General features: G+C 60.8%; 21 protein-coding genes. 7 read left to right on the forward strand and 14 right to left on the reverse strand.

Annotated elements, in window-relative coordinates:
* Positions 1-2 precede the first annotated feature (2 nt).
* A complete protein-coding gene (locus tag AC6FTP_RS11980; protein WP_497207155.1) occupies positions 3-2,975 on the reverse strand; it encodes a PD-(D/E)XK nuclease family protein in 2,973 nt (990 codons plus the stop codon).
* Between the two features lie 132 nt (positions 2,976-3,107).
* On the opposite strand from AC6FTP_RS11980, the gene AC6FTP_RS11985 reads away from it, so the two are divergent.
* On the forward strand, positions 3,108-3,791 hold the full coding sequence (locus AC6FTP_RS11985) for an SGNH/GDSL hydrolase family protein (RefSeq protein WP_497207156.1): 684 nt from the start codon (positions 3,108-3,110) through the stop codon (positions 3,789-3,791).
* Positions 3,792-3,810: 19 nt separating this feature from the next.
* Here AC6FTP_RS11985 and AC6FTP_RS11990 read toward each other — a convergent pair whose 3' ends face one another.
* Positions 3,811-5,211 (reverse strand): sulfatase family protein, encoded by a 1,401-nt coding sequence (locus AC6FTP_RS11990; RefSeq protein ID WP_497207157.1) that lies wholly within the window; start codon positions 5,209-5,211, stop codon positions 3,811-3,813.
* Between the two features lie 81 nt (positions 5,212-5,292).
* Here AC6FTP_RS11990 and AC6FTP_RS11995 point away from each other — a divergent pair, with 81 nt between their 5' ends.
* Positions 5,293-5,619 carry a DUF6922 domain-containing protein gene (locus AC6FTP_RS11995; RefSeq protein WP_497207158.1) on the forward strand — a complete coding sequence of 109 codons (327 nt, stop codon included), beginning with the start codon at positions 5,293-5,295 and terminating at the stop codon, positions 5,617-5,619.
* Complete coding sequence (locus AC6FTP_RS12000; protein ID WP_497207159.1) at positions 5,616-6,188, forward strand: nucleotidyl transferase AbiEii/AbiGii toxin family protein; 573 nt, start codon at positions 5,616-5,618, stop codon at positions 6,186-6,188. Before AC6FTP_RS11995 ends, AC6FTP_RS12000 begins: the two co-directional genes overlap by 4 nt.
* Before the next feature lie 28 nt (positions 6,189-6,216).
* On the opposite strand, the gene AC6FTP_RS12005 is transcribed toward AC6FTP_RS12000, so the two are convergent.
* Together AC6FTP_RS12005 and AC6FTP_RS12010 are read right to left on the reverse strand one after the other, a co-directional pair.
* On the reverse strand, positions 6,217-6,567 hold the full coding sequence (locus AC6FTP_RS12005) for an ankyrin repeat domain-containing protein (protein ID WP_497207160.1): 351 nt from the start codon (positions 6,565-6,567) through the stop codon (positions 6,217-6,219).
* Between the two features lie 24 nt (positions 6,568-6,591).
* The gene (locus tag AC6FTP_RS12010; RefSeq protein WP_497207161.1) at positions 6,592-9,978 is read right to left on the reverse strand and encodes a 3-keto-alpha-glucoside-1,2-lyase-like domain-containing protein; all 3,387 of its coding nucleotides are present in this window, start codon (positions 9,976-9,978) and stop codon (positions 6,592-6,594) included.
* A gap of 148 nt (positions 9,979-10,126) precedes the next feature.
* On the opposite strand from AC6FTP_RS12010, the gene AC6FTP_RS12015 reads away from it, so the two are divergent.
* Complete coding sequence (locus tag AC6FTP_RS12015) at positions 10,127-11,437, forward strand: alpha/beta hydrolase family protein (protein WP_497207162.1); 1,311 nt, start codon at positions 10,127-10,129, stop codon at positions 11,435-11,437.
* 157 nt (positions 11,438-11,594) lie between these two features.
* On the forward strand, positions 11,595-13,373 hold the full coding sequence (locus tag AC6FTP_RS12020) for a polyprenyl synthetase family protein (RefSeq protein ID WP_497207163.1): 1,779 nt from the start codon (positions 11,595-11,597) through the stop codon (positions 13,371-13,373).
* Positions 13,374-13,432: 59 nt separating this feature from the next.
* On the opposite strand, the gene AC6FTP_RS12025 is transcribed toward AC6FTP_RS12020, so the two are convergent.
* Positions 13,433-13,903, reverse strand: a complete 471-nt coding sequence (locus AC6FTP_RS12025; protein WP_497207164.1) for a hypothetical protein — start codon at positions 13,901-13,903, stop codon at positions 13,433-13,435.
* A 429-nt stretch (positions 13,904-14,332) separates the two neighbouring features.
* Here AC6FTP_RS12025 and AC6FTP_RS12030 point away from each other — a divergent pair, with 429 nt between their 5' ends.
* Entirely contained in the window at positions 14,333-15,832 is a 1,500-nt protein-coding gene (locus AC6FTP_RS12030) for a glycosyltransferase (RefSeq protein WP_497207165.1), read from the forward strand.
* Between the two features lie 8 nt (positions 15,833-15,840).
* Here the strand turns inward: AC6FTP_RS12030 and AC6FTP_RS12035 are convergent, their stop codons facing one another.
* Genes AC6FTP_RS12035 through AC6FTP_RS12075 form a run of 9 tightly spaced genes read right to left on the reverse strand, consistent with a single transcriptional unit; the run spans position 15,841 to position 23,520 of the window.
* Entirely contained in the window at positions 15,841-17,859 is a 2,019-nt protein-coding gene (locus AC6FTP_RS12035; protein ID WP_497207166.1) for an FAD-dependent oxidoreductase, read from the reverse strand.
* Positions 17,860-17,916: 57 nt separating this feature from the next.
* Positions 17,917-18,360 carry a thioesterase domain-containing protein gene (locus tag AC6FTP_RS12040; protein WP_497207167.1) on the reverse strand — a complete coding sequence of 148 codons (444 nt, stop codon included), beginning with the start codon at positions 18,358-18,360 and terminating at the stop codon, positions 17,917-17,919.
* 41 nt (positions 18,361-18,401) lie between these two features.
* Positions 18,402-19,277, reverse strand: a complete 876-nt coding sequence (locus AC6FTP_RS12045) for a DMT family transporter (protein WP_497207168.1) — start codon at positions 19,275-19,277, stop codon at positions 18,402-18,404.
* Complete coding sequence (locus AC6FTP_RS12050) at positions 19,277-19,879, reverse strand: nitroreductase family protein (protein WP_497207169.1); 603 nt, start codon at positions 19,877-19,879, stop codon at positions 19,277-19,279. The genes AC6FTP_RS12045 and AC6FTP_RS12050 overlap by 1 nt, the downstream gene beginning before the upstream one ends.
* On the reverse strand, positions 19,876-20,379 hold the full coding sequence (locus tag AC6FTP_RS12055; RefSeq protein ID WP_497207170.1) for a VOC family protein: 504 nt from the start codon (positions 20,377-20,379) through the stop codon (positions 19,876-19,878). The genes AC6FTP_RS12050 and AC6FTP_RS12055 overlap by 4 nt, the downstream gene beginning before the upstream one ends.
* Positions 20,376-21,440, reverse strand: coding sequence for an alkene reductase (locus AC6FTP_RS12060; RefSeq protein WP_497207171.1), 1,065 nt, complete (start codon positions 21,438-21,440; stop codon positions 20,376-20,378). The genes AC6FTP_RS12055 and AC6FTP_RS12060 overlap by 4 nt, the downstream gene beginning before the upstream one ends.
* 7 nt (positions 21,441-21,447) lie before the next feature.
* Complete coding sequence (locus tag AC6FTP_RS12065) at positions 21,448-22,365, reverse strand: YceI family protein (RefSeq protein ID WP_497207172.1); 918 nt, start codon at positions 22,363-22,365, stop codon at positions 21,448-21,450.
* A gap of 22 nt (positions 22,366-22,387) precedes the next feature.
* Positions 22,388-22,777 carry a DoxX family protein gene (locus tag AC6FTP_RS12070; protein WP_497207173.1) on the reverse strand — a complete coding sequence of 130 codons (390 nt, stop codon included), beginning with the start codon at positions 22,775-22,777 and terminating at the stop codon, positions 22,388-22,390.
* A gap of 41 nt (positions 22,778-22,818) precedes the next feature.
* Entirely contained in the window at positions 22,819-23,520 is a 702-nt protein-coding gene (locus AC6FTP_RS12075) for a pirin family protein (protein ID WP_497207174.1), read from the reverse strand.
* Positions 23,521-23,607: 87 nt separating this feature from the next.
* On the opposite strand from AC6FTP_RS12075, the gene AC6FTP_RS12080 reads away from it, so the two are divergent.
* Positions 23,608-23,889, forward strand: a 282-nt coding sequence (locus AC6FTP_RS12080; protein WP_497207175.1) for a LysR family transcriptional regulator, incomplete at its 3' end; no start/stop codon positions are given.

A 23,889-nucleotide genomic window follows, 5' to 3' on the forward strand; every position in this document is an offset into this window, starting at 1 on the left:
CGTCAATTCTTTGAACTATTTAGAGCAATCAAACTCGCATCCACCGCCTTGAGTGGATCGCCGAAGAAGAGATGCCCGACGTCATCGCTGTAAGTCAGCTTCTCGGAAGGCGGCCAGAAGGTGCGGGCTCGGATGGCGGCGATGATGCCTTCCGCACAGGTACGCGCGCTTCGCAGCAGCTCGCCTTCGAGGTCAGGCCAGGCATCGAGTGCGATGTCAGCCTTCGTTTTGCCGAGCGTGGCATAGGCGGTGTGGATCTCCGCGCCAGGATGATGACGCTCCATCGCCATTCGGTAGAGAGGCAGTTGAAGATCCGTCCAGCGGCAGAGTTCGCCTCGGCTGTTTTGAGTGAGCATCCAGGGCTGGAAGTCGGCTTCGTCTTCGGTGCGCTTGAGCTTCGTGAGATGGTAATCCTCCACACTTTTGCTTTCACCTTTGCCCGCGACGGTGGGCGAGTAGGTCTTGAAGTCGATCAAGCGCACACCGAGTTGCGGATGAACCTCCACACGATCCACCACGCCGCTGACGATCATGTCCGCCAGTGTCCAGGGATTGCCCTCGGGGCTGATGCGCGTCTCCGCAGCCACGATGCGCCAGCCTTTCGCCCGCTCCTCAGCTTCACGCTCTGCCCACCAGGACAGGCGCTGCTTGGCGGACTCGCTCTGGATCATTACTGGCACGGTCAGTCGTGCGCCAAAGGTGCCGTGTAGGTGACTATCGAGAAGGCGGTGCAGTTCCGCGCGGATCACGTTGGCATCCGTTGAGGTCGCGGCTTCACCTTCTTTGCCAAACTTTTCGAGCACGGCATGAAGCAGGCTGCCGAACTCCATGGCATCCATCTCCGTGCGTGAGGCATCGACTTCCTTCATTTTCAAACCGTGCTTCAGGTAGAAACGGAACGGGCAGACGAGGTAGTCGCGGAACTGGGTGACGCTCAGCTTGCTGAAGATCGTCGCATCGTCGGGCAAAGGTTGCGGTTTCAACTGCCAAGCGAGCTGCCAAGCCATCGGATCGCTGCGCAGCTTTGGCTTCTTGAAAAAATTCAGCGTGCGCGCCGGCAGATCGGCATCGGGGCATTGGAACAAGAGACGTGATGGCCGCAACGGTTCATCAGCAGCGCCCGTGCGGCCAAAGATGAAGTCCACTCGCCCGCCGGTGCGCTGACGATGCTCGATGATGATCGTCATCAGGCAGGCATCGCGAGCGAAGCGCGTGTCGTTGTTGCGCAGGCCGAGCGCACGCCGTGCTGAGTCCGGCAGGAACTGATGCGCCATGATCGACTCGGGCACTTTGCCATCATTCATGCCGGTCACGACGAGATGAGGTGCATCCTCCCAGAGAAGCTCGAGCCAGCCTTGCAGATCTATGTCACGCGCAGCGCGCTCAGGATAGAAGACCTGCTCTTCCAGAACGCGCAGCAAAAGCTCCAAGCGACTGCCAGACGACAGCGCGCTCGGGAAAAGTGAAGCTGCGGGGCCTTCCAGCGCATCCAGCACCTGGGAGATTTGATCTGCGATAGCGGCAAAGACGGCGTCCTGTGGCCGATCACTGCGGAAGCGACGCGCCGCAAAGACGTCTGCGAGGAAGTCAGTCAAAGCCGTGCCGAAGTTCGCCCCCGAGAGGCTTTTCAAAACGGCGTCCATCCATGTCAGACCAACGATGATGGGGCTTTCTTCCGAGACTCGTGGAGCCAGCTCGATGGCATCATCCAGGGTGTCTGGAAGTGCCTTCACGGCGAGATCATCCAGGTCTTTGAGCAACTGCGGCAAGCTTGGGCGTGTGCCCGTTTGTTCCTCCGCCTTTCGGCGAACGGTCTCCAGTACATCTGGGCAGCGCATCATTTCCGCTGCGGTGCCGAATGAACGCGAGGCGCTGAGCTGGCTGAGCAGTCGCAGCAGATGAAACACGCCATGCGTGCCCATGCGTTTGCCCGCCGGGTCATAGGCACCGATGTCATGCTCGGCGAGCGTCTTTTCCAGCGGTGCAGAGATTTCAGCATCAGCCACGCCAATCGCAGCCACCGCACCTGGATTTGGATAGGCCGCGAGGATCTCCATCGCTGCAGCGGCTTGTTCCGCAGGTGAGCTGCCCTGATGGATCGTGCTCTCTGGAGTGGGGATGTGAATTGGCTGCGTGAGCCACGCTTCAGCGACAGGCCGACCCCACAGGTCGAAGAAGCCGCTGTGGGTTGCTTGCGGCGTGAAGATCAGCACCTCCACTGGGATGCGCTGAGAATGACGCTCCAGCGCTTGGATTGCTAGCACAGAGGGATCGAGCACACCCGCGATGACGATGCGCTTCACGTTCTCGGGCAGTGTTCCCGTGCTCGCCGCCCGCCGACGCGCCACCTGCCAGTCGGTGAAGCCATTCGCTTCCGTCGCGCGCACGCATTCGCGTTCCAGTTTGGCGAGATCACGCCACCGCTCCGGCTCCATCTCGGAGTTCTCTAGCATCCGCGCGGCATCGCCCAGGCTCAGACCATTTTCATTGAGCGTCTCGCGCACTTGCAGCAGATCATTCGCTGTCTTCAGCGCCCAGGTGAAGTTTCGCTCCACAGGATCGACAGGGAAGAGCTGACGATGATCCTCCAGATTCACCCGCAACATCTCCGCCGCCCAGAGCAACAGCGTTTCCACACGCCCTGCCGCCTGCATGTCCGCCACTCGCTCGGGCGATGTCAGGAAGTCCGGCGTCACGGTCAAAGGTGGCAGCACTGCCGCATCTTTCGTTGCTGCATGGATGGCCAGCGCCTCGCGCAAACGACGGCTCGCATTTCGTGTCGGAACGACGATCAGCCATTCGCTCAAATCCAGCGCTCCGATGCCATCCCAGCCCGCCGCGAGATGAGCCGCCACCGAATGCACGAGCGATGCATCCCAGCCGAGGAAGCGGCGCGTCACCGCCATGCCAGAGGGTGGCTGACCTGTGAAAAGATCTGGCTGGTTGTCGGGGAGCTTTTGGGATGCGCGTGCCATGGCTGGAACAGGCGCTGAGCGTAGATGGATCACGCGGGAAGTCGAATGGATGAAGTCGCTGAATCTGCCCGGACAGAACAAGCCTGCTTTTTCTGCGCAAATCTCTCAAGTCGTCGCGTTCCTGCCATCCGCATGAAACTCGCCCTTCTCTTCCTTCTGCCATTGACTCTGACTCTTCAGGCCCAGACCCCAAAGCCGGAGGCGAAGACCAAACGCGCCCCAAGTCCGGTGACCGCACCCATTCTAGATGTGGCGGGATTGCCGCGCGTCCTTATCATCGGAGACTCGATCTCCATGGGCTACACGTTGCCAACTCGAAAGCTTTTAGAGGGAAAGGCGAACGTGCATCGCATCCCACAAAACGGCGGCCCGACCAAGAACGGCATCGCGAACATCGAGAAATGGCTGGGAGCAGGGAAGTGGGATGTCATCCACTTCAACTGGGGCATCCACGACTTGAAGTTCATGCCCGATGGCAAACGACAGGTCGAGGTGGCCGATTACGAAAAGAATCTCCGCGCTCTTGTCGCTCGCATGAAGCAGACCGGTGCCACGCTCATCTGGGCCAGCACCACACCGATTCCCGAAGGTGAACTGAATCCTTCGCGTCGCTTTGGCAGTGTGAAGGAATACAACGACATCGCCGCCCGCGTGATGGCTGAGAACGGTGTCATCACCGATGACCTCAACGCGCACATGACGCCTGAGTTTGATCGCCTGCATAATCCCAAAGACTTGCATTACGGCAAAGAAGGCTATGACTTTCTGGCCAAGAAAGTCGCGGAAGAGATCGCCCAAGCGCTGGCGAAACGATAGTGATTCCTGAAGGCCAGAATCACTTCTTCCTCGCCGGTTTCTGCGGCGAGGAGGGATCTTCATTCGGGCTACCATGCCACTGCGGCGGCATATTTTTCGCATTCCAGTCGTCCCAGGCCTTTACCAGTTCGGCGACGAGTTCGGGCTTCTCGGCTGCTAGATTCTTGGCTTCGCCGATGTCGGCGCTCAGATCATAAAGTTGCCAACCCGACTGTGTTTTGGCCTCCATGTCTCGGACATCGACGAGCTTCCAGTCACCACGTCGGATGGCTTTTTGAGGGCCAAAACGCCAAGCGAGCATCTCATGCGGTGCGTCAGCTTTTTCGCCTTTGAAATATGGCAGGAGGTTCACGCCTTCGACGCTGTCGGGTTGCTTCGCTTTGCCGATGGCGCAGGCCGTCGGCAGCACGTCCATGGCGCTCACTGGATGCTCATAAACCTGACCCGCAGGCAGTTGCCCTGGCCAGTTCACAAAAAACGGTACGCGGATGCCGCCTTCGAGCGTCTGGCCTTTGTCGCCGCGCAGGGGCGCGTTGAGGCCGGTGTTGTAGGCGAAGAAGGGCTTCTTTCCACTGCCACCGTTGTCGCTGAAGAAGAACACGAGCGTGTTGGGGTGCTTCGCCTTCAGTTCGGCGTTGATGCGACCGATGGCGTCGTCGAGGCCGAGCAGCAGCGAGAGGTAACCGCGACGATTTTCATCCGTGACGGAGACTGGGATGCGGCTCTTGAGCTTCTCGGCGATCTCCAATGGCGTATGGACGGCGTTGTAGGCGAGGTAGAGGAACCACGGCTTCGCGGCGTTGCGATTCATGAAGCCCAGCGCCTCATCGGTGAAGAGGTCGGTCGTGTAGCCTGCGAGTCGCTGCACCTCGCGACCGCGATAGATCATGTCATGCGAATGCGCGGAGCCGAACTCGGGCTCGGCGTCCTTGTGGAGCAAAAAGTTATGCCCGCCGACGAGGAAGCCGAAGAACTCGTCGAACCCCCGCGACTGCGGATGATGCGCCGCATCAAAGCCCTGATGCCACTTGCCGACGAGTGCCGTCGCGTAGCCCGCATCGTGCAGCTCGTTCGCAATCGTGCGCTGATCCAGCGGCAGACCGAGCCTCGCCTCGTCACCGACATGCGGGTTGAACTCGTGCCCAAACCGCGTCTGCGCCTTCCCCGTGAGAAATCCCGCCCGCGAAGGACTGCAATACGGCGCGGTGACATAGCCATTCGTGCAGCGCACCCCCGATGCTGCCAGCGCGTCGATGTTCGGCGTCGGCACATCCTTGCCACAATGCACACCGATGTCCGCGTAACCGAGGTCGTCGGTGATGATGACGAGGACGTTGGGCTTGTCCGTCGGAGCCTTGGCGAAGTCGGTCTGTGCCGCAAAGAGCGAAGGGCAGAGGGCGAGGAGGAAGAGGCGTTTCATGCGCGAATGGTAACGATACGGAAAGGGAGTTCTGGCAGAGGAGAGTTGAGCTTTGGCATCAAAGCGGTAGCATCAAGCCGCATGAAGACCTCAACGCCATCTCCACGCCGCGCCAAAACGCCGCTCGGCTTGCCTGCGTCGTGGTTTTGGGATGTGAATCCGGCCAACCTCGACACAGAAAAGCACGCCAAGCAGATCATTGAACGTGTGTTGGTCGTCGGAGCGCTGGAAGGCTGGCGTGCCATTCGCCGCCATTATGGCGATGAACGTCTGCGCAATGTGGTGACACAGCTCCGCAGCATCAGCCCGCAAAACATCGCTCTACTCTGTCTGGCCCTTGAATTGAGAAAGGAGGACTTCCGATGCTACACTGCGAAGCCGTTCCCCCAAGCACCCTGGCATTATTGAAGACGCTCTGTGCCCATCATGCCACCGAGGGCTTCGCTCTCGTTGGAGGCACCTCGCTGGCGCTTCGTTTTGGACATCGCATGTCGGTGGACCTCGATTTCTTCCACTCAGAAAAGTTCGACAACAAAATCGTGTCGGCCTCTCTGGCGACGGACTTCCCGTCTTTCCAGCTCACGAACGACAACAACAACGGCATGATGGCTTTCATCGAGGACGTGAAAGTGGACTTTGTAACCTATCCTTATCCGCTGCTGCATCCTTTCGAAACAATCGAGGGCGTGAGGATGATGAGCCTGCCGGATGTGGTCGCGATGAAGCTGGGAGCCATCAGCAATCGAGGAGCGAAAAAGGACTTCTACGACCTTCACACCCTGCTCAAAGAACTGGGCCTCGACGAAGTAATGCGCTGTTACAAGCTGAAGTTTCCCAACCACGACCCGATGATTCCCCTGCGCAGCATGATCTACTTCGAGGACGCCGAGGACACGGAAACACCAAAAACCCTCATCAAGACGACTTGGGCGAAGGTGAAGGCGGACATTCAGAAGGCGGTGCGCTCGGCGCTGTAAGTATAAAAACTCATCGTTAACTTTTGGATTAATCCCCTTCGATGCGTTGGACGATCTGTTTGGAAACGTCCGTGTAGCAACCCATACGAAACTCGCCGTGGTAGTGAGCGAGGTGGGACGCGGTATAGCCGAGTTTGTCCTTTTTGGTGATGTCTGCTCCCAAGTCCACCAGCGCGGCGACTATGGACAAGTCCTGTTTCTCGGCTGCCCAGTGTAGGGGCGTCGCACCCTTGTCATCCTGGTGATTCAATAGGTGAGGATAGGCATGGATCACTTCACGCAAAGTGACGGTATCCGATGCCTCGACCGCCCGACGCAAGCGCACCAGCGGTAAAACGGGCGGCTTAGCGCCGAACAAGGCTCGAATCAGATCCAGCATGTGAGTTGGGTCTTAAAGAGCGGATCACTTCCCAAACATCGCATGATCCTTGTTCCCGCCGCTGAGGACGTAGGCGAGGAGGTCGAGGATCTCGTCTTTCTTGAGCATGGCGAGCAGCATCGGGGGCATGGGGGAGACTTTGCTGAGCTCGATGCTCTTCACTTCTTTGCGATCGACGTTCACGCGTTGATTCGGATCGGTGAGGTCGGTGTTGAGGGTGACGCCGTCGCCGCTGAGATTCACCACGACGCCGGTCATGATGCTGCCGTCGTTTTTAGTGACGACGATGGGGGCGAACTGCTCGTTGATGACGTTGCTGGGGTTGATGATCTGGTCGAGCAGGTCGTGCGGGCTGTAGCGTCCGCCTGCGCCAGTGAGATCGGGGCCGGTCATGCCGCCAGCGTTGCCGAAGCGGTGGCAGGTGTAGCAGGCGGCGGCGCTGAACATCTTGCGACCATTGTCATAGCTGCGGCCTTTCATGCCGGTCTTGGCGGCGGCGCTGAGTTCATCGAGTGTCCACATGGTCGGCGTGCGGCCCACGAACATGGCGCCGACGTTTTCGATGGCGGATTTCACCTCGGGCTTCTTGGCGATGAGTTCGGCGAACTGCGCGGTTTCTTCTGGTGTGAAGGTGGCGAGGCTGTCTTTGCGGATGAAGTCGATGAAGATGGCGAAGCTGCTGCCGCCTTTGTAGTTCGCGGCTTTGAGGAAGAACTCGAGCTGCTGCTTGCGCAGTTCAGGCGTCCAACCGGCTTTGAGGAAGCGCAGGCTGCGAGCGTATTCGACCTGCGGCTCCTGGCTTTCGGCAGCGGCGATGAGTGCCATGCCTTTCGCAGCGGCATTCGGTGCCTGGAGGTAGGCGAGTGTTTCGGTGAGCAGCCAGTTGAGTTCGAAGTTGTCCGCCGGATACGCGGGATCGAGTTTCGCGATGATCGCGGCGACGGTGGCGTCGTCCGGATTGCCAAAGCGGTGCAACACGATCTCGGTGAGGCGGACGTAGGCGAGCTTTTGCTCGGGCGTGAGCTTGGTGAAGTCGTGCTTCAACAGCGCGGCCCACATTTTGTCGCGCATGGCGTTGTTCACGACGTGGTCGGCAGCCCGATGCGTGGGGCACACGCCGGTGGCACGCGTGAGTGCAAGGAGGGCTTCGAGCTGCGCGGTGACGTTGGTTTCAGCGAGGGCTTTGGCTTCCCATTCGGCGACGGGCTGGTGCTCCAGCGCGGTGCGTGCAGCAGCGCGGATGTAGCGGTCTTCGTTGCTGAGATGCGGCCAGGCGGTGGAGACGGCTTTGGGGTCTGGGGCGCCGTGGTAGGCTTCCAGAAGGTAACGAATTCCTGTTGGGCTGAGGTTCTTCGGTGTGCCAGTCATCCCCGCGATTTTTCCTCTGAAGGTGTCAGTCTTCTTTTCTGGCAGCAAACTCGTGTCCTCTTTCCCCGCATAACTCACCCGATACAGCCCGCTCTGCACTCTTCGCCCACCGATGGTGAAATACATCGCGCCATCTTTGCCAATGATCGCATCACTCACCGGCAGCGGACCGCCGGTGACGAATTCTTCCTTCGTGGCGGTGTAGGTGCTGCCGTTGGGCTTGAGATGCACGGCGTAAATTTTGCCCCAGCTCCAGTCGAGCACATAGAAGGCCTCCTGGTATTTCGCGGGGAACTTCGCGCCGTAACCAAAGGTGGTGCCGGTGGGCGAGCCGGGGCCGATGTTCAGCGTGGCGGGCAGGTTGTCATAGTAGAACTCGGGATACTTGCCTGCGCCGTTGCGCCAGCCGTATTCGCCGCCGCTGACGACGTGATTGATGCGTGTGGGGCGATACCACGACGTGTTGAAGTCATACTCCATGTCGGCGTCGTAGGTGAAGAGTTCGCCATCGCGATTCACGCCGCCGTCGAAAATGTTGCGGAAGCCACTGGCAAAGATTTCCATGTTCTTTCCCTCGGGATCGAGGCGGTAAATGATGCCGCCAGGAGCCATGACGTGGCGGTTGTGACCGCGACCATCCGGCATGCGAGGGAGGAGATGATCATCGCCCCAAAGCTTCGCCACGGGCGATGTAGCGGGTGTTCCGGCGACGGGGCCTTCTTTGAGCACGGCGTTGTTGCCGGTGATGAGGTAGAGGCCTTTGCCATCGGGTGTCTTCAATATGGCGTGCACGCCGTGATCGCTGCTGGCGTCGAATTCACGCAGCATCTCGACCTTGTCGGGAATGTCGTCGCTGTTGCTGTCGGTGATGCGGTAGAGGCCGCTGGGGATCTTTTTCTCGTAATCGTTCACGCCGACATACAGCGCTCCGAAGGCAAAGAGCATGCCGTTCACGCCACGGATGTCGGTGGGCAGCTTTTGCACGTCAGCGGGCTTGAGCGGCTGACCTGCGGCAGGAGCGGCGAAGCGGTAGAGGCCGCCGTATTGATCGCTGGCATAGATGCGGCCTTGGTCGTCGGTGCAAAGGTTCACCCATGAGCCCTGCTCACCGCCGGGCACGCTATAAAGCAGCTCCACTTTGAAATCCGGCAGCGTTTTGATGTTCGTGACCGGCGTGGCCACATTCGCGCCGATGGCTGGCCCGACGGCTTGCGGGCGATTCGCCTTCTTTTTGGCTTTGTCAGCCTCTTTGCCCTTCGCGGGGCTTTTGGGAGCCGCCGGAGCCTTCGCTTTGCCTTTGCCTTTCGCAGGAGCTTTGACCTCGATGATCTGCGCGTCGCTCGGGATCGCGGACTTTTCAAACGACACTACAGCGCCCTCGGGCAGTTCTTTGAGCATCACGTCCTTGATGTGGACCTCCATGGCGGGACCGCGATGAATCTGGAAGGCGACCAGGCCTTCGAGCGAACGCTTGGCCTCCTCGAAGTCGAGCAGGTCGATGGTCACCTGACCGTCGATCTTGTGAATGAGGTGATTTCCCTGCGCGATGACTGTGTACTCATGCCACTCGGCGATATCGACCTTCACCGGCTCATGCTCGGAGGCGAGCCAGCGCTTCGCTTCGGGGTCGATGACGACGCCCTGACCATTTTGCACAATAATGCCTCGTCCACGCTCTTCATAGACCATCGCGTTGTTCGGCGTAGCGGGATGGATGTCGCACTGATAACCACCGATGGACCACTTGCCGTTCTCCGGCAGTTCCTTGCTGCGGTATTGGATGCCGGTGTTGTTGCCCTTCTGGCGGATCTTCGCCTTCAGCTCGAAGTTTTTGACCTTTCCGCCGCGCCAGATGAGGAACTGATTGTACGCGAGCTGCTCCGGTCCGGTCGTGTTGCCGACGATCTCGCCGTTTTCCACCTTCCACAGCTCCGGATTGCCATCCCAGCCGGTGAGGTCTTTGCCGTTGAAGAGCGGTTTGAAGCCATCCTGGGCGAAAGCCGGGGACAGCAGGAGCAGGGAGAGGAAGACGAGGCGTTTCATGGTTGGGCGCGATGATAAACGCCCGGCTCTCTCAAAACATGCCAGCAAAAGCTGTGTCGGATCTGGCAAGGGTGCGATCAAACCGTCGGCTGGAGGCAAAATGCACTTCGCCTGATTTGAATGATGCCTTCCGCTCGTTCTATCCGCCATGCGTTACCTCGCCTTCCTTTTTCTCACCGTCGCTGCCTTTGCCCAAAAGGCACCCTATGATGTCTTCCCGCCTGCCGAAGCTCCTTATTATCGAGTGCGCTATGAGGCCTCGACACAGCCCGGCGAGCTGATCTTCCCGGTGAACTACACGGCCTGGGTTCCTCCCGGTGTGAAGCAGGTTCGCGGTGTCATCGTGCATCAGCACGGCTGTGGCGAGGGTTCGTGCAAATCGGGCCTCACGGGTGCCTTTGACCTGCACTGGCAGGCGCTGGCAAAGAAGCACGACTGCGCCCTACTGGCCCCATCTTATGAGCAGCCGGAGAAAGCCGACTGCCAGATGTGGTGTGACCCGCGCAATGGCTCCGGGGAAGCTTTCCAGAAATGCCTCGCCGATCTCGGCGCGAAGAGCGGACATCCCGAGCTATCGAAAGTGCCCTGGGCGCTTTGGGGCCATAGCGGCGGCGGGCATTGGGCGGGCGGCATGGTGCTCACGCATCCTGAGCGAGTCGCAGCGGCGTGGCTGCGCTCAGGCGTTCCTTTGCTCACGAGCAATCCGACGCGCTCGACCATCAAGACGCACACCATCCCTGAGGCAGCGCTCAGCGTGCCGGTAATGTGCAATCCGGGCACGAAGGAAGGCGTCACGGTCAAAGACGGCCGCTTCGCTGGCGTGTGGCCTGCGAATGAGGAGTTCTTCACCGCGATGCGTGGCAAAGGCGGCCTCATCGGCGTCGCCGTCGATCCGCTCACCGCTCATGAGTGCGGAAACCAGCGCTACATGGCCATCGCTTGGCTCGACGCCTGCCTCAGCGCTCGCTTGTCGAAGAGTGGCGGCAAGCTCAACCCGATGCCTGCTGACGGCGCTTGGCTCGCGCCTCTGCTTGGCACCGAAGCCTCACTTGCGACGAAGTTTGCTGGCGACAAAACGAAAGCCGTGTGGCTGCCGAATGAAGCCGTCGCCAAAGCCTGGATGCACTACGTCAAAGACACCGCCATCCCCGACACCACCCCTCCTCCTGCACCGACAAACGTCCGCGTCACGGGCAGCGAGCTGACCTGGGAGGCCGAGGCTGATCTGGAGAGCGGCGTCGCCCATTTCATCATTGAGCGCGATGGACAGGCCATCGGCACCGTGCCGGAAAAGCCCGCCAATCCCTTTGGCCGACCCATCTTCCAGGGCCTGCAATACAGCGACACTCCGAACAATCCCCTCGTGAAGATGACCTTCAGCGACAAAAAAGCCGAGGCAGGCAAGGCGCATGAATATCGCGTCATCGCCGTGAACACCGTGGGGCTGAAGTCGAAGTAACTCTCCCCTGCCCTACCCGCCTGGGGCGCAATTTTCGCCCCAGCGAGCGCAATCCTTGCAAGACCAAGCTCCAGCGCCACGGTTACAGGGCTGACGCATTCCCCCCGCCTGAGCCTTCGTCATTCGTCAATTCGGTTTTCGTCATTCCTTTCCCCCCATGTCCACAGTCGCCGTTCGTTCCGCCTCCCTGCCACCTGTCATTCCCGGTCTCACCCGGGCCGCCCGTGCACCGAAAAAGAACATCCCCCAGACCAAGGCGGACCGCGACGCCGTGCTGAAGGCCGTGCGCGACTACATGGAGCAGACCCGTCTCGTGCCGCCGGTGCCGCTCGATGAACTCCAGGTCCACACCGACAAGATCATGGCCATCCATGGCATCGAGCAGGTGTATCGCGACTACGTCGGCGTCTTGCTGGCGAATGAAACTTGGCGCGAGTCCCTGGCCTCCGTGCCTTTTGAAAAACGCCTCCTGCTCATGCCGAAGTGCCTGCGCGTGGAGAGCAAGTGCCCCGCGCCCTTTGATGAATTCGGCCTGCTCTGCAAACAGTGCGGCCTCTGCACCATCCAGGACTTCCAAAACGAGGCCGAAAAGCTCGGCTACGCCGTCCTCGTCGCCGAGGGCAGCGCCATCGTCATGTCCCTCATCCAGACAGGCAAGATCGAGGCCATCGTCGGCATCTCCTGCCTCTCCGTCCTTGAGCGCACCTTCCCCTATGTCGAGGCCGCCGCCATCCCCGCCGTCGCGGTGCCTTTGCTCCAGGATGACTGCATCGACACCACCGTCGATATCGACTGGGTCTGGGACTACATCCACCTCACCAGCGAGGACAAAACCCGCCGCCTGAACCTCACCGCCCTGCACGATGAAGTGAAGACCTGGTTCGAGCCTGCCGCGCTGGAGGCCTTGCTCGGCAAACCCACCTGCCAGACCGAAGTCATCGCCCGCGAGTGGCTCGCCCGTGCTGGCAAACGCTGGCGGCCCTTCCTCACCATCGCCGCCTATCAGGCCCTGCGTGAAGACCCCGAAGCCCCCATCTCCGACGACCTCAAGCTCGCCGCCATCTCCGTCGAAGCCTTCCACAAAGCCTCCCTCATCCACGACGACATTGAGGACAACGACGCCGAACGCTACGGCGAGCCCACCCTGCACTCCGAGCACGGCGTGCCCGTCGCCTTGAACGTCGGCGACCTCCTCATCGGCGAAGGCTACCGCCTGCTTGCCGAGATGCAGTGCGCCAGCCACATCCGCAGCGCTTGCATCAAAGTCGCCGCCGAAGGCCAGCGCGAACTCTGCCGCGGTCAGGGCGCCGAGCTGCTCTGGAACAACCACCCCGTCGCCCTCAGCGGCACCCAGGTGCTGGAGATCTTCCGCAGCAAGACCGCCCCCGCCTTCGAGGTCGCTTTAAAAGTCGGTGCCGCCATGGCAGGCCAGCTCGAAGAGACCGCCGACGTCCTCCACACCTATTCCGAGAACCTCGGCATCGCCTACCAGATCCGCGATGACCTCGACGACCTCGGCGACGACTCCGCCGCCGACAACAACGTCAGCATCCGCCCCAGCATCATCCTCGCCCTCCTTCGCGAGCGTGGGAAAGACCAGGTCAAAGAAGTCATGGAAGCCCTCTGGAACGGCCAGGCCACCACCCTGCCCGACAAGCCCACCATCCGCCAGTGGGCCGAGCAAACCGGCGCGTATGAGAAATCCAACGTCCTCCTCGAAAGCTACAAAGAAGCCGCCATCCGCGCCCTATCCGATGTCGAGATGCCGAACCTCAAAGGCCTGCTGCGTCGCGTGATCGGCAAGATCTTCAACGAACTCGAAATCAAAGGCTGGTGCCGCGAGATCGAGCAAGAACACAGCGCCGAAACCGCCGCCCGCCGCATCGAAGCCGCCAAAGAAGCCGAGCATCTGGTGGCGATGCCGAAGGTGGGGTAGCCAACAATCAGCTTCTGACGATAAGTTAAGCGGCAGGGATGCAGCCCCAGCCGACTTGGCTAGGTCTGCTGATGGCGCATAAGAAACTGTTCAACGGCGAGCCAATAGTTCTCGGTGGTTCTGTCCTCTGACCAGTAATTGAAGGGCGTATCATGCCCAAGGCGACAGAGTGCATAATCAGCTTGGCTAACAGGATGTTCTCTTCGTGCTGAATAGTGAAGGCGGATCTGCTCCATGAAGAATGGAATCAACTGAACGTCGTTGAGTTTAGACATGGCCCAGATTGCTGCTCCGACCCATTCATGCGAGGGGTGGGAAACAATGAACGTGCGTAACGCTGAAGCCAACGCACTGATGTCCTCGGCGCTAAGGTCCACATCGACGAGCTCAGGAACTATCTCGGGATCACCCTCCCCCGTGTCGCGAAACTTCAGGATGGCCTCCTCGGCGGCAAGGCACTCATCACCAAGATCAGCCTTTGGCAACGGGCGGGTAAACTCTGTTAGCAATTGTTCGACAAATGGTGACATGGCGAGAAAACCGAAGAGTTTAGATTGGATAAGAGATCGTGAGGTTGCTGCGCAGCTTGATAGCCGACCAATGGGTGGGAAGATCACGGACTTGGGGGCTCATGAGTGTGGGTTTACACCCAAAGAGCGGCGGCAGGCGATCAAAATCTGGGAGGCTTCCAACCTGGGAGACCCTTCCATCGGGCGACTCTTCCCAAGCCCTGGGCCTGCTGAGGCTGACAAGCCCTCCTCTTTCGTTTTTCGGCTAAATGAGGTGGGGTGTTCGGGGTTCCTTCCAGATTGCCTTCCAAGCTCGTTCTCAGGATGTGTGGCCAGACTTGAGATCGAACTTGGAAGTTCGATCTACTTTTGCGCCCGCCTCTTTCCGGGGTTGATTTCGGCCCCGGCATCCTGTCCTCTGCGCACCCTTCCTCTTCTTCCGCCCCCTTTATGCCCCGGTGGGAAACCCTCCTCTGGCTCGCCAGCTACATCATTCTTTGTCTCGGATTGTCCGCCTTCGGCGCGCACAAGATCAAGGTGCTGTATGGCTACTGGTGGCACCGCAGGCAGCGGCCCGTGGCCTTGCGGGAGTTTGCCGAGCTGCCCGTCGTCACCGTCCAGCTCCCCATCTTCAATGAGGCGGACGTGCTCGACCAGCTCATCAGCTACATCAGCGCGCTGGATTACCCAAAGGACCGCCTCCAGATCCAGTTCCTGGATGACTCCACGGATGAAACGGTGACCCTCGGGGAAGCCCACGCGCAGCGGCTCCGCGAGCAGGGCTTCGATGTCGAGTATCGCCATCGCGTGAACCGCCAGGGCTACAAAGCGGGCGCGCTGGATGAAGGCATGGCCACGGTGAAGGGCGAGTTCATCGCCATCTTCGATGCTGACTTCGCCCCCGAGCCCGACTTTCTGCTCAAGACGATCCACCACTTCACCGATCCGAAGGTGGGCATCGTGCAGGCACGCTGGGTGCACAGGAACCGTGACTACAGCCTGCTCACCCGGCTCCAGGGCATCCTGCTGGATGGTCACCTCATGCTGGAGCAGACCTCGCGCAGCCGCTGGGGTGAGTTTTGCAACTTCAACGGCACCGCCGGACTCTGGCGGCGCACGACCATCGACGATGCAGGCGGCTGGCGTGCGGACACGCTGACCGAGGATCTCGACCTGACCTACCGCGCGCAGTTCAAAGGCTGGCGCTTCGTGTATCTGAATGACGTCCTCGTGCCCGCCGAACTGCCGCCGGACATGGACGGCTACAAGTCGCAGCAGCATCGCTGGGTCAAAGGCTCCATCCAGGTCTGTCTCAAAATGCTCGGGCAAGTCTGGCGCAGTGATGTGCCCTTCCACACGAAGTTCGAGGCCACGGCCCATCTCGGCGCGAACTTCGCGAACCTGCTCACGCTCGTCTCGCTCGTGCTGGTCTATCCCGTCGATTTCCTGCCGCAGAACTCCTGGCAAAAAGCGGTCTTCCTCGACCTGCCCGTCTTCTTCTTTGCCACCATCGCCGTCATCGCCTTCTACCTCACCGCGCAGGGCGCGCAGAGCCGCTGGGGCTGGCTGAAGACACTGCCCTTCATCCCCTTCTTCATGGCGCTGGGCATCGGCATGACCGTCAACAACGCCAAGGCCGTGATCGAAGCCCTGCTCGGCAAGCAGTCCGAGTTCGTCCGCACGCCGAAGTATGGCGTGAACAACAAGGCCGAGGCCTCGAAGAAGTCCTTCCATTACAAAGCGGGCAAGTCCGTGGGCCTCTGGATCGAGCTCCTGCTCGCGGGCTACTTTGGCTGGCTCATCTGGCTGGCCATCGAGATGAAGGACTGGGGTGCCATGCCCTTCCGCTGCCTCTTCATGTTCGGCTTCCTCTACGTGGCCTCGGGATCGCTTTTCAATCGCTTCTCGATGGCACTCTTTGTGCCTTCCTCGGACAACAGGAAGAGCTGAGGCGTCACTCAGCGCGTGCCTTTGAGCAGATCGAAGACGGTCACCATGCCGAGCAGGTGATCCTCGGCATCCACCACCACGGCCTTGCTGACGCCGGTGCGCATGAGGGTCTGCACGAGTTCCGGCACCAGCACATCCCCACGCACACAGAAGGGCTTCGTGAGCGGCAGATCCTTCAAGCCATCGCGACAGGTGAGGCCGTGATTCTTCAGCCAGTCGTAGGCCACGGAGCGCCGTAGCAGGCCGATGACCTTCCCGCCTTCGGTGACGGGATACGTGCTGTGCGGATGCCGCTGGAACTCCTCCACCGCATCCTGCACACAGAGTGAGGCATCCAGGAATGCCACGTCCTTTGTCATCACATCTGCTGCTGTCGCGTGACGGGTAGATTCGGAGATCGCGTCCACCGTCTTCTGAATCTCTTCCGGCAAATGATACTGCTGCGCCGTGGATTTGAACAGCGCCTCAAGCGATCCGATGCTCTTCACCAGGGTCTTGAAAGTACCTCCGTCGATCGCCACCAGCTCGGTCGCTTCTTTGGCCGTGGCATCAAAGCGCCAGATGCCATCGCCCAGCAGTGCTCGTTCGCCGAAGTGCTCGCCCGCGCCTGCGGACTTCACGAGCTGCCCCTGCGCATCCGTGATCTCCACGCGCCCCTTTTTCACCGCGTAGAGCGACTGCGCGGGCTCGCCGCAGCGGAAGAGCGAGTCACCTGCCTCGAGATGCATCTCACCGAGCGGCGAGGAGAAGCTCGGCGTCAGCAGATTGATGTCGCGCGGGAAGAACATCTCAAAGGTCCACTCCGCCATGACGCGCAGTTTGCGGTCAAGGCCGGGCAGCTTCATGAGATACACGCTGCGCCACATGAACCACGCGAGCAGGCCGGAGAAGCGCAGCCCCATGACCATCGCCACCGCTTTGCGATGCCCGATGGTGGCCAGCTCGCCTAACCCGGTAAAGGCAAAAGGCTGCAACGGCGTGCCTCGAATGGTGGCGATGATGTTGTCTCCGATCAAGGCTCCCTGACGCATCGCAAACTGAGCCGTCTCCGGGCAGTGACCGCCGTCCGCCTTCGGGAAAATGGCGCAGTCACCCGCCGCCCAGACTTTCTCACGCGTCATGACCTGACCAAAGGAATCCACGCGTACCTTGCCACGATCCATCGGGATCAAACCAGCCTCACCGAGCGCCTTGATCAGCGGATGCGGCGCATTGCCGACCGTGCAGACGACGAGGTTTGTCGGGATCGTGGTGCCATCGCTGAGCTGCACCGTCCGCGCCGTGACAGCGCGCACGCGTTTATTGAAGACGATCTTCACGCCCATCTTTTCCAAACAACGCCCGGTGTAGTCGCCCAGCCTTTCCCCCAACATGGAGAGCAGGCGGTCGCCGCTGTGGATGAGTGTCACCGTGGCTTCGTCTTCGCGGATGTTGTCGTAGTAGCGCCGCACTCCGGCGATGAGATCCTGGATCTGCCCCGCCGTCTCGACCCCGGAATAACCGCCACCCACGACCACAAAGGAGAGCATCTCCTTCCGCTGCTGATGCTTGGTGATCAGATTCGCCTCCTCCATCCGGCTGATGATGGCTGCACGAAGTTTCATCGCATCACCCACCGTCCTCATGAGATACGCGTGCTCTGACATGCCGGGGATTCGGCTGAGGTCCACGCCCGCGCCGGGAGCCAGCATCAGGTGATCAAAGGTCACGGTCACATTCGGCGTGAAGCGTCCGCCATCCAGCGTCAGCACATGGTTTTCGAGATCTAGGCTGGTGACAGTGCCCTTGAGCACATCCGCGCCTTTGCAGATCATGCGGATGGGATTCACCACATGCTGCGGCGACAGCGATCCCCCCACCACCTCCGGCAGCATCGGCTGAAAAACCATGTGGTTTTCACTCGCGATCACCCCCACGCGCAGGCTTTCTCCCACGAGGCGCTTCAGCACCCGCTGAGCGCAATAGACCCCGGCAAAACCGCCCCCGATGATGGCAATGTCAAAATGGCGTGGGAGTGTTTCGGACATGGTTGTAACCTCACTCGGTGCGCAGGCAGCGGGCCATGATTCTGGGAAAGTGCCTGGCTACCTCAGTGCCACAAACGTGCCCTCAAACTCCACGCATGTCCTGCCATCCTCTTCGATAATCGCCCGCAAGGTCAGCCTTGCCTTTCCCGTGCTGGCAAACTGAGACTGAAATGTCTGCCACGCATCATCCCCTGGATGCCGGCACACCGCGATCAAATCTCCCCGCACCGGATGGCGATACTGCAGCGAACTTTCGCGGATCACGATGTGCGCCTCACGATCTCCCAGCAGGAGCCAGAGCAAACTGTAGCCAGCCAGCGTCGCCAACGCGCTCAAACTGCCGCCAAAGGCTGTGCCGAGATGATTGTGATTCGGCTTCAGTGGCGCACGCAGCCGCAGCTCCTGCCCGTCCCAGCTTTGCACGCTGACCCCCATCGCACGTGTCAGCGGGATCTGCTCGTGGAGGAAAAGCTCGGTCTCATGCAGCAAGGATTCATTCATGCCCTGACGCTGGCTTATCGGTGCACAAAAAGCATCTCAAATCATCTGCCGCGCGCCAGCCACACGCCCAGCACCGCCACCACCATGCCGACGAGGGACAGGCCGGTCAGCGTCTCACCAAAGATGCCCCAGGCCATCAGCGCCGTGACCGCAGGCACGGTGTAAAACAGGCTCGCCACATTCACCGCCGTGCCACTGCGGATCAGATGGTTTAAGAGACTGATCGCACCGATGGAGAGCACCAATGCGCCCCACAGCAGGGCAAAGATAAACTGCCCGCACCACGCCACCTGCATGGTCTCCGTCGTCATCGCCAGCACCACCGTGATCAGCAGACTCGCCGCATACTGCACCACGGCACTCGTACGCAGATCAAAAGCAGGGCAATGCCGCTTCTGCCACATCGTCCCCATCGTGATGCCGACCAGCGACAGGATGGCTGGCACGGTCATGAGGAAAGTCAGCCCGCTGCCCGTTTTATGTGCCACCACCAGCGCCGTGCCGATGAATCCCAGCGCCAGCCCGCCCCACTGTCGTGGCAGCACTCGCTCGCCCAATACCATTCCTGCAAACGCGGCGGTGAAGAGCGGCTGCATGGACACGATCAGACTCAGAATCCCCGCTGGCAAACCCAGCTTCAGCGACCACACACAGCCGCTCAGATACAGCGCATGAATCAGCAGTCCGGCGATGGCCACATGCATCGTCTGCCGCTTTCCCTTCGGCCAGGGAGCCCGTGAAACGAACGCAATCGGCACCAGCACCGCCAGCACAAGGCTGAACCTCAGCGTCATGAACGTGAACGGCTCCGCAAAAGGAACCCCCAGCTTCGACCCGATGAACCCGCTGCTCCACAGCACCACAAACAGCCACGGAATCGCGGCTGCCGAGCGTGAGGAGCGTGCGTTGTCGCTCATCAAAAGGTATTCTGAATCACCACCTCATCATAAGGAAGCTGGCCGGGCTTCGGCCACGCTGGCTGGGTGCCTTTGCCGACGGCGATCATGAAACTGATGACGTGGTCTTCGGGCAGTTGGATGATCTTAGCCACGGCGTCGAAGTCGAAGCCGTCCATGGGGCAGGAGTCGTAGCCCATGGCTTTCGCGGCGAGCATGATCGTCATGCCTGCCATGCCGCAGGAGCGCATGCATTCGTCGCGCTGCACCTGGTCGCGGCCTTCATAATACTGGCCGATGGCGGGGACGAGGAAGTCCTGCACGGGCTGTGGAGCATCCTTCCAGTAGCGGGCGGCGTCTTTCTTCCACGCGTCTTTATCGGCGCAAAGCACGATGAGCAGCGATGACTCGGTGACCTGCGCCTGATCCCAGGCGACGGCGCGAATCTGCTTCCGCACCTCGGGATCGATCACGGTGACGAATCTCCAGTGCTGGATGTTGAAGGCCGTGGGAGCCTGCAAAGCCGCCTCCATGAGTTGGCGGATCTCTGCGTCGGTCATGACGTGAGCGGGATCGTAATGCTTGATGGCGCGGCGGGCGTTGATGGCGTCGAGGGTATTCATGGAGGAGGTGATGAGGTTTGGGTTTCGGTGAGTAAAGCTTTGAGATCAAGTGGCGCGGTGGTCATGGCGAGCTCGCCTTTCGCATCGCGGGGCCATTCGGAAGGATCGCGGTCCACGTAGAGTTCGAGGCCGTTGCCATCGGGGTCTTGGAGGTAGAGCGCTTCGCTGACGCCGTGATCGGCGGCACCATCGAGCGGGATTTGATGCTCGATGAGGCGTCGCAAAGCATCGGCGAGAGCTTGGCGATCGGGATAGAGAATGGCGACGTGATAGAGGCCGGTGGTGCCGGGCGGAGGAGGCTTGCCGCTACGGCTTTCCCAGGTGTTGAGGCCGATGTGATGATGGTAACCTCCCGCAGAGACAAAGGCCGCGCCGGGTCCGTAGCGCTGGGTGAGCTGAAAGCCGAGCACGCCGCAGTAAAAGGCGAGCGAGCGCTCCAGATCGGCCACCTTCAGGTGAACGTGGCCGATGCGGACGCCGGGATGGATGGGCGTGCTCACGACATCGCGGGGTAGTCGGTGTAGCCCTCGGGGCCGGGGGAGTAGAACCGTGCGGCGTTCGGGGCATTGAGCGGCGCTTTGGCGGCGATGCGGGCAGGCAGATCGGGATTGGCGAGGAAGCTGGTGCCAAAGGCGACGGCGTCGAGTTTGCCTTCGGTGATGGCTTGTTCGGCTTCGTCGGCGGTGTAGCCCATGTTGCTGATGAGCACGCCTTGGAAATGCTGGCGGGCGGGCGTCATGACATCGCCTTGCTGCGCCTGGAAGAAATCGGCACGCATCATGTGCAGGTAGGCGATGCCGCGCGTGCTGCATTGCTGGGCGATGTAGGTGGCGACGCCGACGGGATCGCTGTCGATCATGCTGTTGTAGCTATTGAGCGGCGAGATGCGCAATCCGACACGGTCCGCGCCCCAGACGCTGATGACGGCATCGAGCACTTCGAGCATCAAACGGGCGCGATTTTCCAAAGGACCGCCGTAGGAGCCGTTGCGCTTGTTGGCACCGTCGCGGAGGAATTCGTCGAGCAGGTAGCCATTGGCTCCATGGACCTCCACGCCGTCAAAACCGGCCGCTTTGGCGTTCTCGGCGGCCTTTTTGAAACCCGCGACGATGCCGGGGATCTCGTCGTCGCGGAGTTCGCGAGGCGTGACGTAGGGTTTCTTGCCCTCGGGCGTGTGAACTTCATCGCCGGTGATCGGAATGGCGCTCGGTGCGACAGGTTGGGCTCCGCCATTGAGCAGCGGATGGCAGGCACGACCGCCATGCCAGAGCTGGAGCACGATTTGGCCGCCTTTGGCATGCACCGCATCGGTGACGGCTTTCCAGCCTTGGATTTGCGCATCGGAGTAAATGCCGGGTTCCATCCAGAAGGAGGAATTGCCCTCCATGACCATGGTGGCCTCAGCGATGATCAAACCAGCACTGGCACGCTGCGCGTAGTATTCGGCCATGAGCGGCGTGGGATTGTGATCGGCATCGGCACGGCAACGCGTGAGCGGGGCCATGAGGACGCGGTTGGGGAGTTTCAGAGCGCCGGCGGTGAGTGGGGAGAGGAGTTTCATGGGGGACTTATGATTTACGATTTTTGATTGATGATTTCAGGTCGGCGTGGAGCTTGATGTGGAGGTGAATGTGGTCGTTGACGATGTGTTTGCCGAGGAAGCGGAAGAGTCGGCCGGAGCCATAGACGCTGCCGAACTGGGTGCGGTCGAGATCGAGCACGCCCTGGGCGGTGAGGCGCTGGCCATCGGCGGTGGCGACGAGGATGGGGAACTCGATCTCGCGGGTGATGCCGCGAAGCGTGAACTGGCCACGCAGGAGGTGATTCGGCGTGCCGTCGGTGCAGGTGGCGAGCGGCGTGATGTTGCTGGCGATGAATTCGGCCACGGGATGATGCGCGACATCGAAGAAGTCATCGCTGTGAAGATGGGCGATGAGCATTTGGTTGATCGCGGAGTCGCTGATGTCCTCGCAGGCGATGCTGTTCATCGCGATGCGGAAGCGGGCGGCCACGAGCGCGTTGTCCCGCAGCGTGATCTCGCCCTCGGCGAGGCGCACGGTGCCGCTGTGATGGTTGAAGAGATTGCGCCCGGTCCAGCGGATGAGGCTTTGCTCCGTGTCCGCGCGGAAGATGCCGCTGAGTGAAGGCGCGGCGGGCAATGTGCCCTCGCCTTCGAGTGGCAATCCGGCCGCGTTCCAGGCATCGAGACCGCCTTCAAAGGCTGTCACGTTCGTGAAACCGGCCACAGCGAGCTTTTCAGCCGCGACTTTGGCATCGAGCGAGCCGCTGCCCGCGCCATAGACGATGATGGCGCGGGCTTTGTCGGTGGTGAGAGCGGCGATTTGATCGAGAAAGGCCACCTCATACACGCAAGCCTGCTTGGAGCCGGGAATGCGCTTTGCGGCGAAGACCTCCTCCGGGAGCACCTGCACGAGCAGCGGCGCGTTCGCAGAGGTGAGGAGGGTTTGGAGCTCGGAGGTGGTCATGGCGATGAGGTGGCGTGATGGATCACTTCACGAGGCCGAGCCAGGCTTTGCGCTCGGTGAAGAGGAGGAAGGCGGAGAGGATGCCGATGACGAGGATGGGAGGATCGGTGAGGCCAGCGCCTTTGGTGAGGAAGACGTTGAACGCAATGATGTTCACGATGATCGGCCCGAGCACCAGCAGTCCGATGTTACGAGTTTTTGGCAGGGCGACGAGCAGTCCGCCGAGGATCTCCAGCACCTTCACGAAGGCGAGGTAGCCGGTGGGGAACATCGCGGCCATGAAGAGCTTGTGCGGCGCATCGGCGGGCGATGGATCGGCGGGCATTGGGATGAAGTTGAGGAAGAAGTTCGCGCCGAGGGTGATGAAGGCGAGACCGAGGAGGACGGAGGCGAGGGTGGTGATGTGTTTCATGGATTTATGATTCTTGATTTACGATTTGAGGGGGGCCTGGATCAGGCGAGGTCGAAGAGGAGAGCCTCGGCGTCTTCGCTGGCGGTGAGGGTGAGAGTGCCGGTGTCGTCGGTGCTGGCGGCATCGCCGGGATGAAGGGGGGTGCCGTTGAGGGTGACGCTGCCTTTGATGAGCTGGAACCAGGCTACGCGGCCGGCGATGACTTCATGCGTGGTGGCTTTGCCAGCGGCGAGGCGCACGCGGTAGATGTCGGCGTCTTGATGAATGGTGGCGCTGTCTTCGCGGCCATCGCTGGAGATGACAAGCACCTTCTCAGCGTTGTCGTGCTCGGGTTTCGGATGCCACTCGGTGTAGCTCGGCTTCAAACCTGCCTCGCGGGGGCGAATCCAGATTTGCAGGAGTGAGGCACCTTCCGTCTTCGAGGGATTGAACTCACTGTGCGTGACACCTTTGCCCGCGCTCATGAGCTGGATCTGGCCGGGCTCAAGCGTGCGACCATTGCCCATGCTGTCTTTGTGCGCCAGCGCGCCCCAGAGGATGTAGCTGAAGATCTCCATGTCCCGGTGCGGATGTGTTGGGAAACCAGCTCCAGGGGCGATGACGTCCTGATTGATCACGCGCAACGAGCGGAAGCCCATGTGCTCGGGATCGTAGTAGTCGGCAAAGGAGAAGGTGTGGTAGCTGTCGAGCCAGCCGTGGTTGGCGTGGCCGCGTTCGTTGGATCGGCGAAGGGTGAGTTTCATAACGAGACGATACTGCGCTGGAACGGCCCGTGCCGCCAATGCGGTGTTGTTTGCCTGAGGCTGCGCTTTGGGTATGCTCGCACGCTCATGGAACTCCGCCTTCTCCGCTCCTTCATCGCCGCTGCCGAAGATGGCAATATCAGCAAGGCGGCGGCGCGTCTGAGTGTCACGCAGCCAGCGCTGAGCCGACAGATCAAGACGCTGGAGGACGACCTCGGCGTGGCTTTGCTGGAGCGTGGGACGCATTCGTTTTCGCTGACTCCGGCGGGCGAGCTGCTGCTGCGGGAAGGTCGCCTCCTCATCGAGCGTGCGGATCTGCTGGAGCAGCGGGTGAAAGCCACGGCCAAGGTGCAGTCCATCCGCGTGGGC

The organism is Prosthecobacter sp., assembly GCF_044378005.1.
Lineage (GTDB): Bacteria > Verrucomicrobiota > Verrucomicrobiia > Verrucomicrobiales > Verrucomicrobiaceae > Prosthecobacter.

What these genes read in the sequence shown, in the direction of transcription:
- AC6FTP_RS11980 (WP_497207155.1), bottom strand. Translation starts at nt 2,975, where the DNA reads ATGGCACGCGCATCCCAAAAGCTCCCCGACAACCAGCCAGATCTTTTC.
- AC6FTP_RS11985 (WP_497207156.1), top strand. Translation starts at nt 3,108, where the DNA reads ATGAAACTCGCCCTTCTCTTCCTTCTGCCATTGACTCTGACTCTTCAG.
- AC6FTP_RS11990 (WP_497207157.1), bottom strand. Translation starts at nt 5,211, where the DNA reads ATGAAACGCCTCTTCCTCCTCGCCCTCTGCCCTTCGCTCTTTGCGGCA.
- AC6FTP_RS11995 (WP_497207158.1), top strand. Translation starts at nt 5,293, where the DNA reads ATGAAGACCTCAACGCCATCTCCACGCCGCGCCAAAACGCCGCTCGGC.
- AC6FTP_RS12005 (WP_497207160.1), bottom strand. Translation starts at nt 6,567, where the DNA reads ATGCTGGATCTGATTCGAGCCTTGTTCGGCGCTAAGCCGCCCGTTTTA.
- AC6FTP_RS12010 (WP_497207161.1), bottom strand. Translation starts at nt 9,978, where the DNA reads ATGAAACGCCTCGTCTTCCTCTCCCTGCTCCTGCTGTCCCCGGCTTTC.
- AC6FTP_RS12015 (WP_497207162.1), top strand. Translation starts at nt 10,127, where the DNA reads ATGCGTTACCTCGCCTTCCTTTTTCTCACCGTCGCTGCCTTTGCCCAA.
- AC6FTP_RS12020 (WP_497207163.1), top strand. Translation starts at nt 11,595, where the DNA reads ATGTCCACAGTCGCCGTTCGTTCCGCCTCCCTGCCACCTGTCATTCCC.
- AC6FTP_RS12025 (WP_497207164.1), bottom strand. Translation starts at nt 13,903, where the DNA reads ATGTCACCATTTGTCGAACAATTGCTAACAGAGTTTACCCGCCCGTTG.
- AC6FTP_RS12030 (WP_497207165.1), top strand. Translation starts at nt 14,333, where the DNA reads ATGCCCCGGTGGGAAACCCTCCTCTGGCTCGCCAGCTACATCATTCTT.
- AC6FTP_RS12035 (WP_497207166.1), bottom strand. Translation starts at nt 17,859, where the DNA reads ATGTCCGAAACACTCCCACGCCATTTTGACATTGCCATCATCGGGGGC.
- AC6FTP_RS12040 (WP_497207167.1), bottom strand. Translation starts at nt 18,360, where the DNA reads ATGAATGAATCCTTGCTGCATGAGACCGAGCTTTTCCTCCACGAGCAG.
- AC6FTP_RS12045 (WP_497207168.1), bottom strand. Translation starts at nt 19,277, where the DNA reads ATGAGCGACAACGCACGCTCCTCACGCTCGGCAGCCGCGATTCCGTGG.
- AC6FTP_RS12050 (WP_497207169.1), bottom strand. Translation starts at nt 19,879, where the DNA reads ATGAATACCCTCGACGCCATCAACGCCCGCCGCGCCATCAAGCATTAC.
- AC6FTP_RS12060 (WP_497207171.1), bottom strand. Translation starts at nt 21,440, where the DNA reads ATGAAACTCCTCTCCCCACTCACCGCCGGCGCTCTGAAACTCCCCAAC.
- AC6FTP_RS12065 (WP_497207172.1), bottom strand. Translation starts at nt 22,365, where the DNA reads ATGACCACCTCCGAGCTCCAAACCCTCCTCACCTCTGCGAACGCGCCG.
- AC6FTP_RS12070 (WP_497207173.1), bottom strand. Translation starts at nt 22,777, where the DNA reads ATGAAACACATCACCACCCTCGCCTCCGTCCTCCTCGGTCTCGCCTTC.
- AC6FTP_RS12075 (WP_497207174.1), bottom strand. Translation starts at nt 23,520, where the DNA reads ATGAAACTCACCCTTCGCCGATCCAACGAACGCGGCCACGCCAACCAC.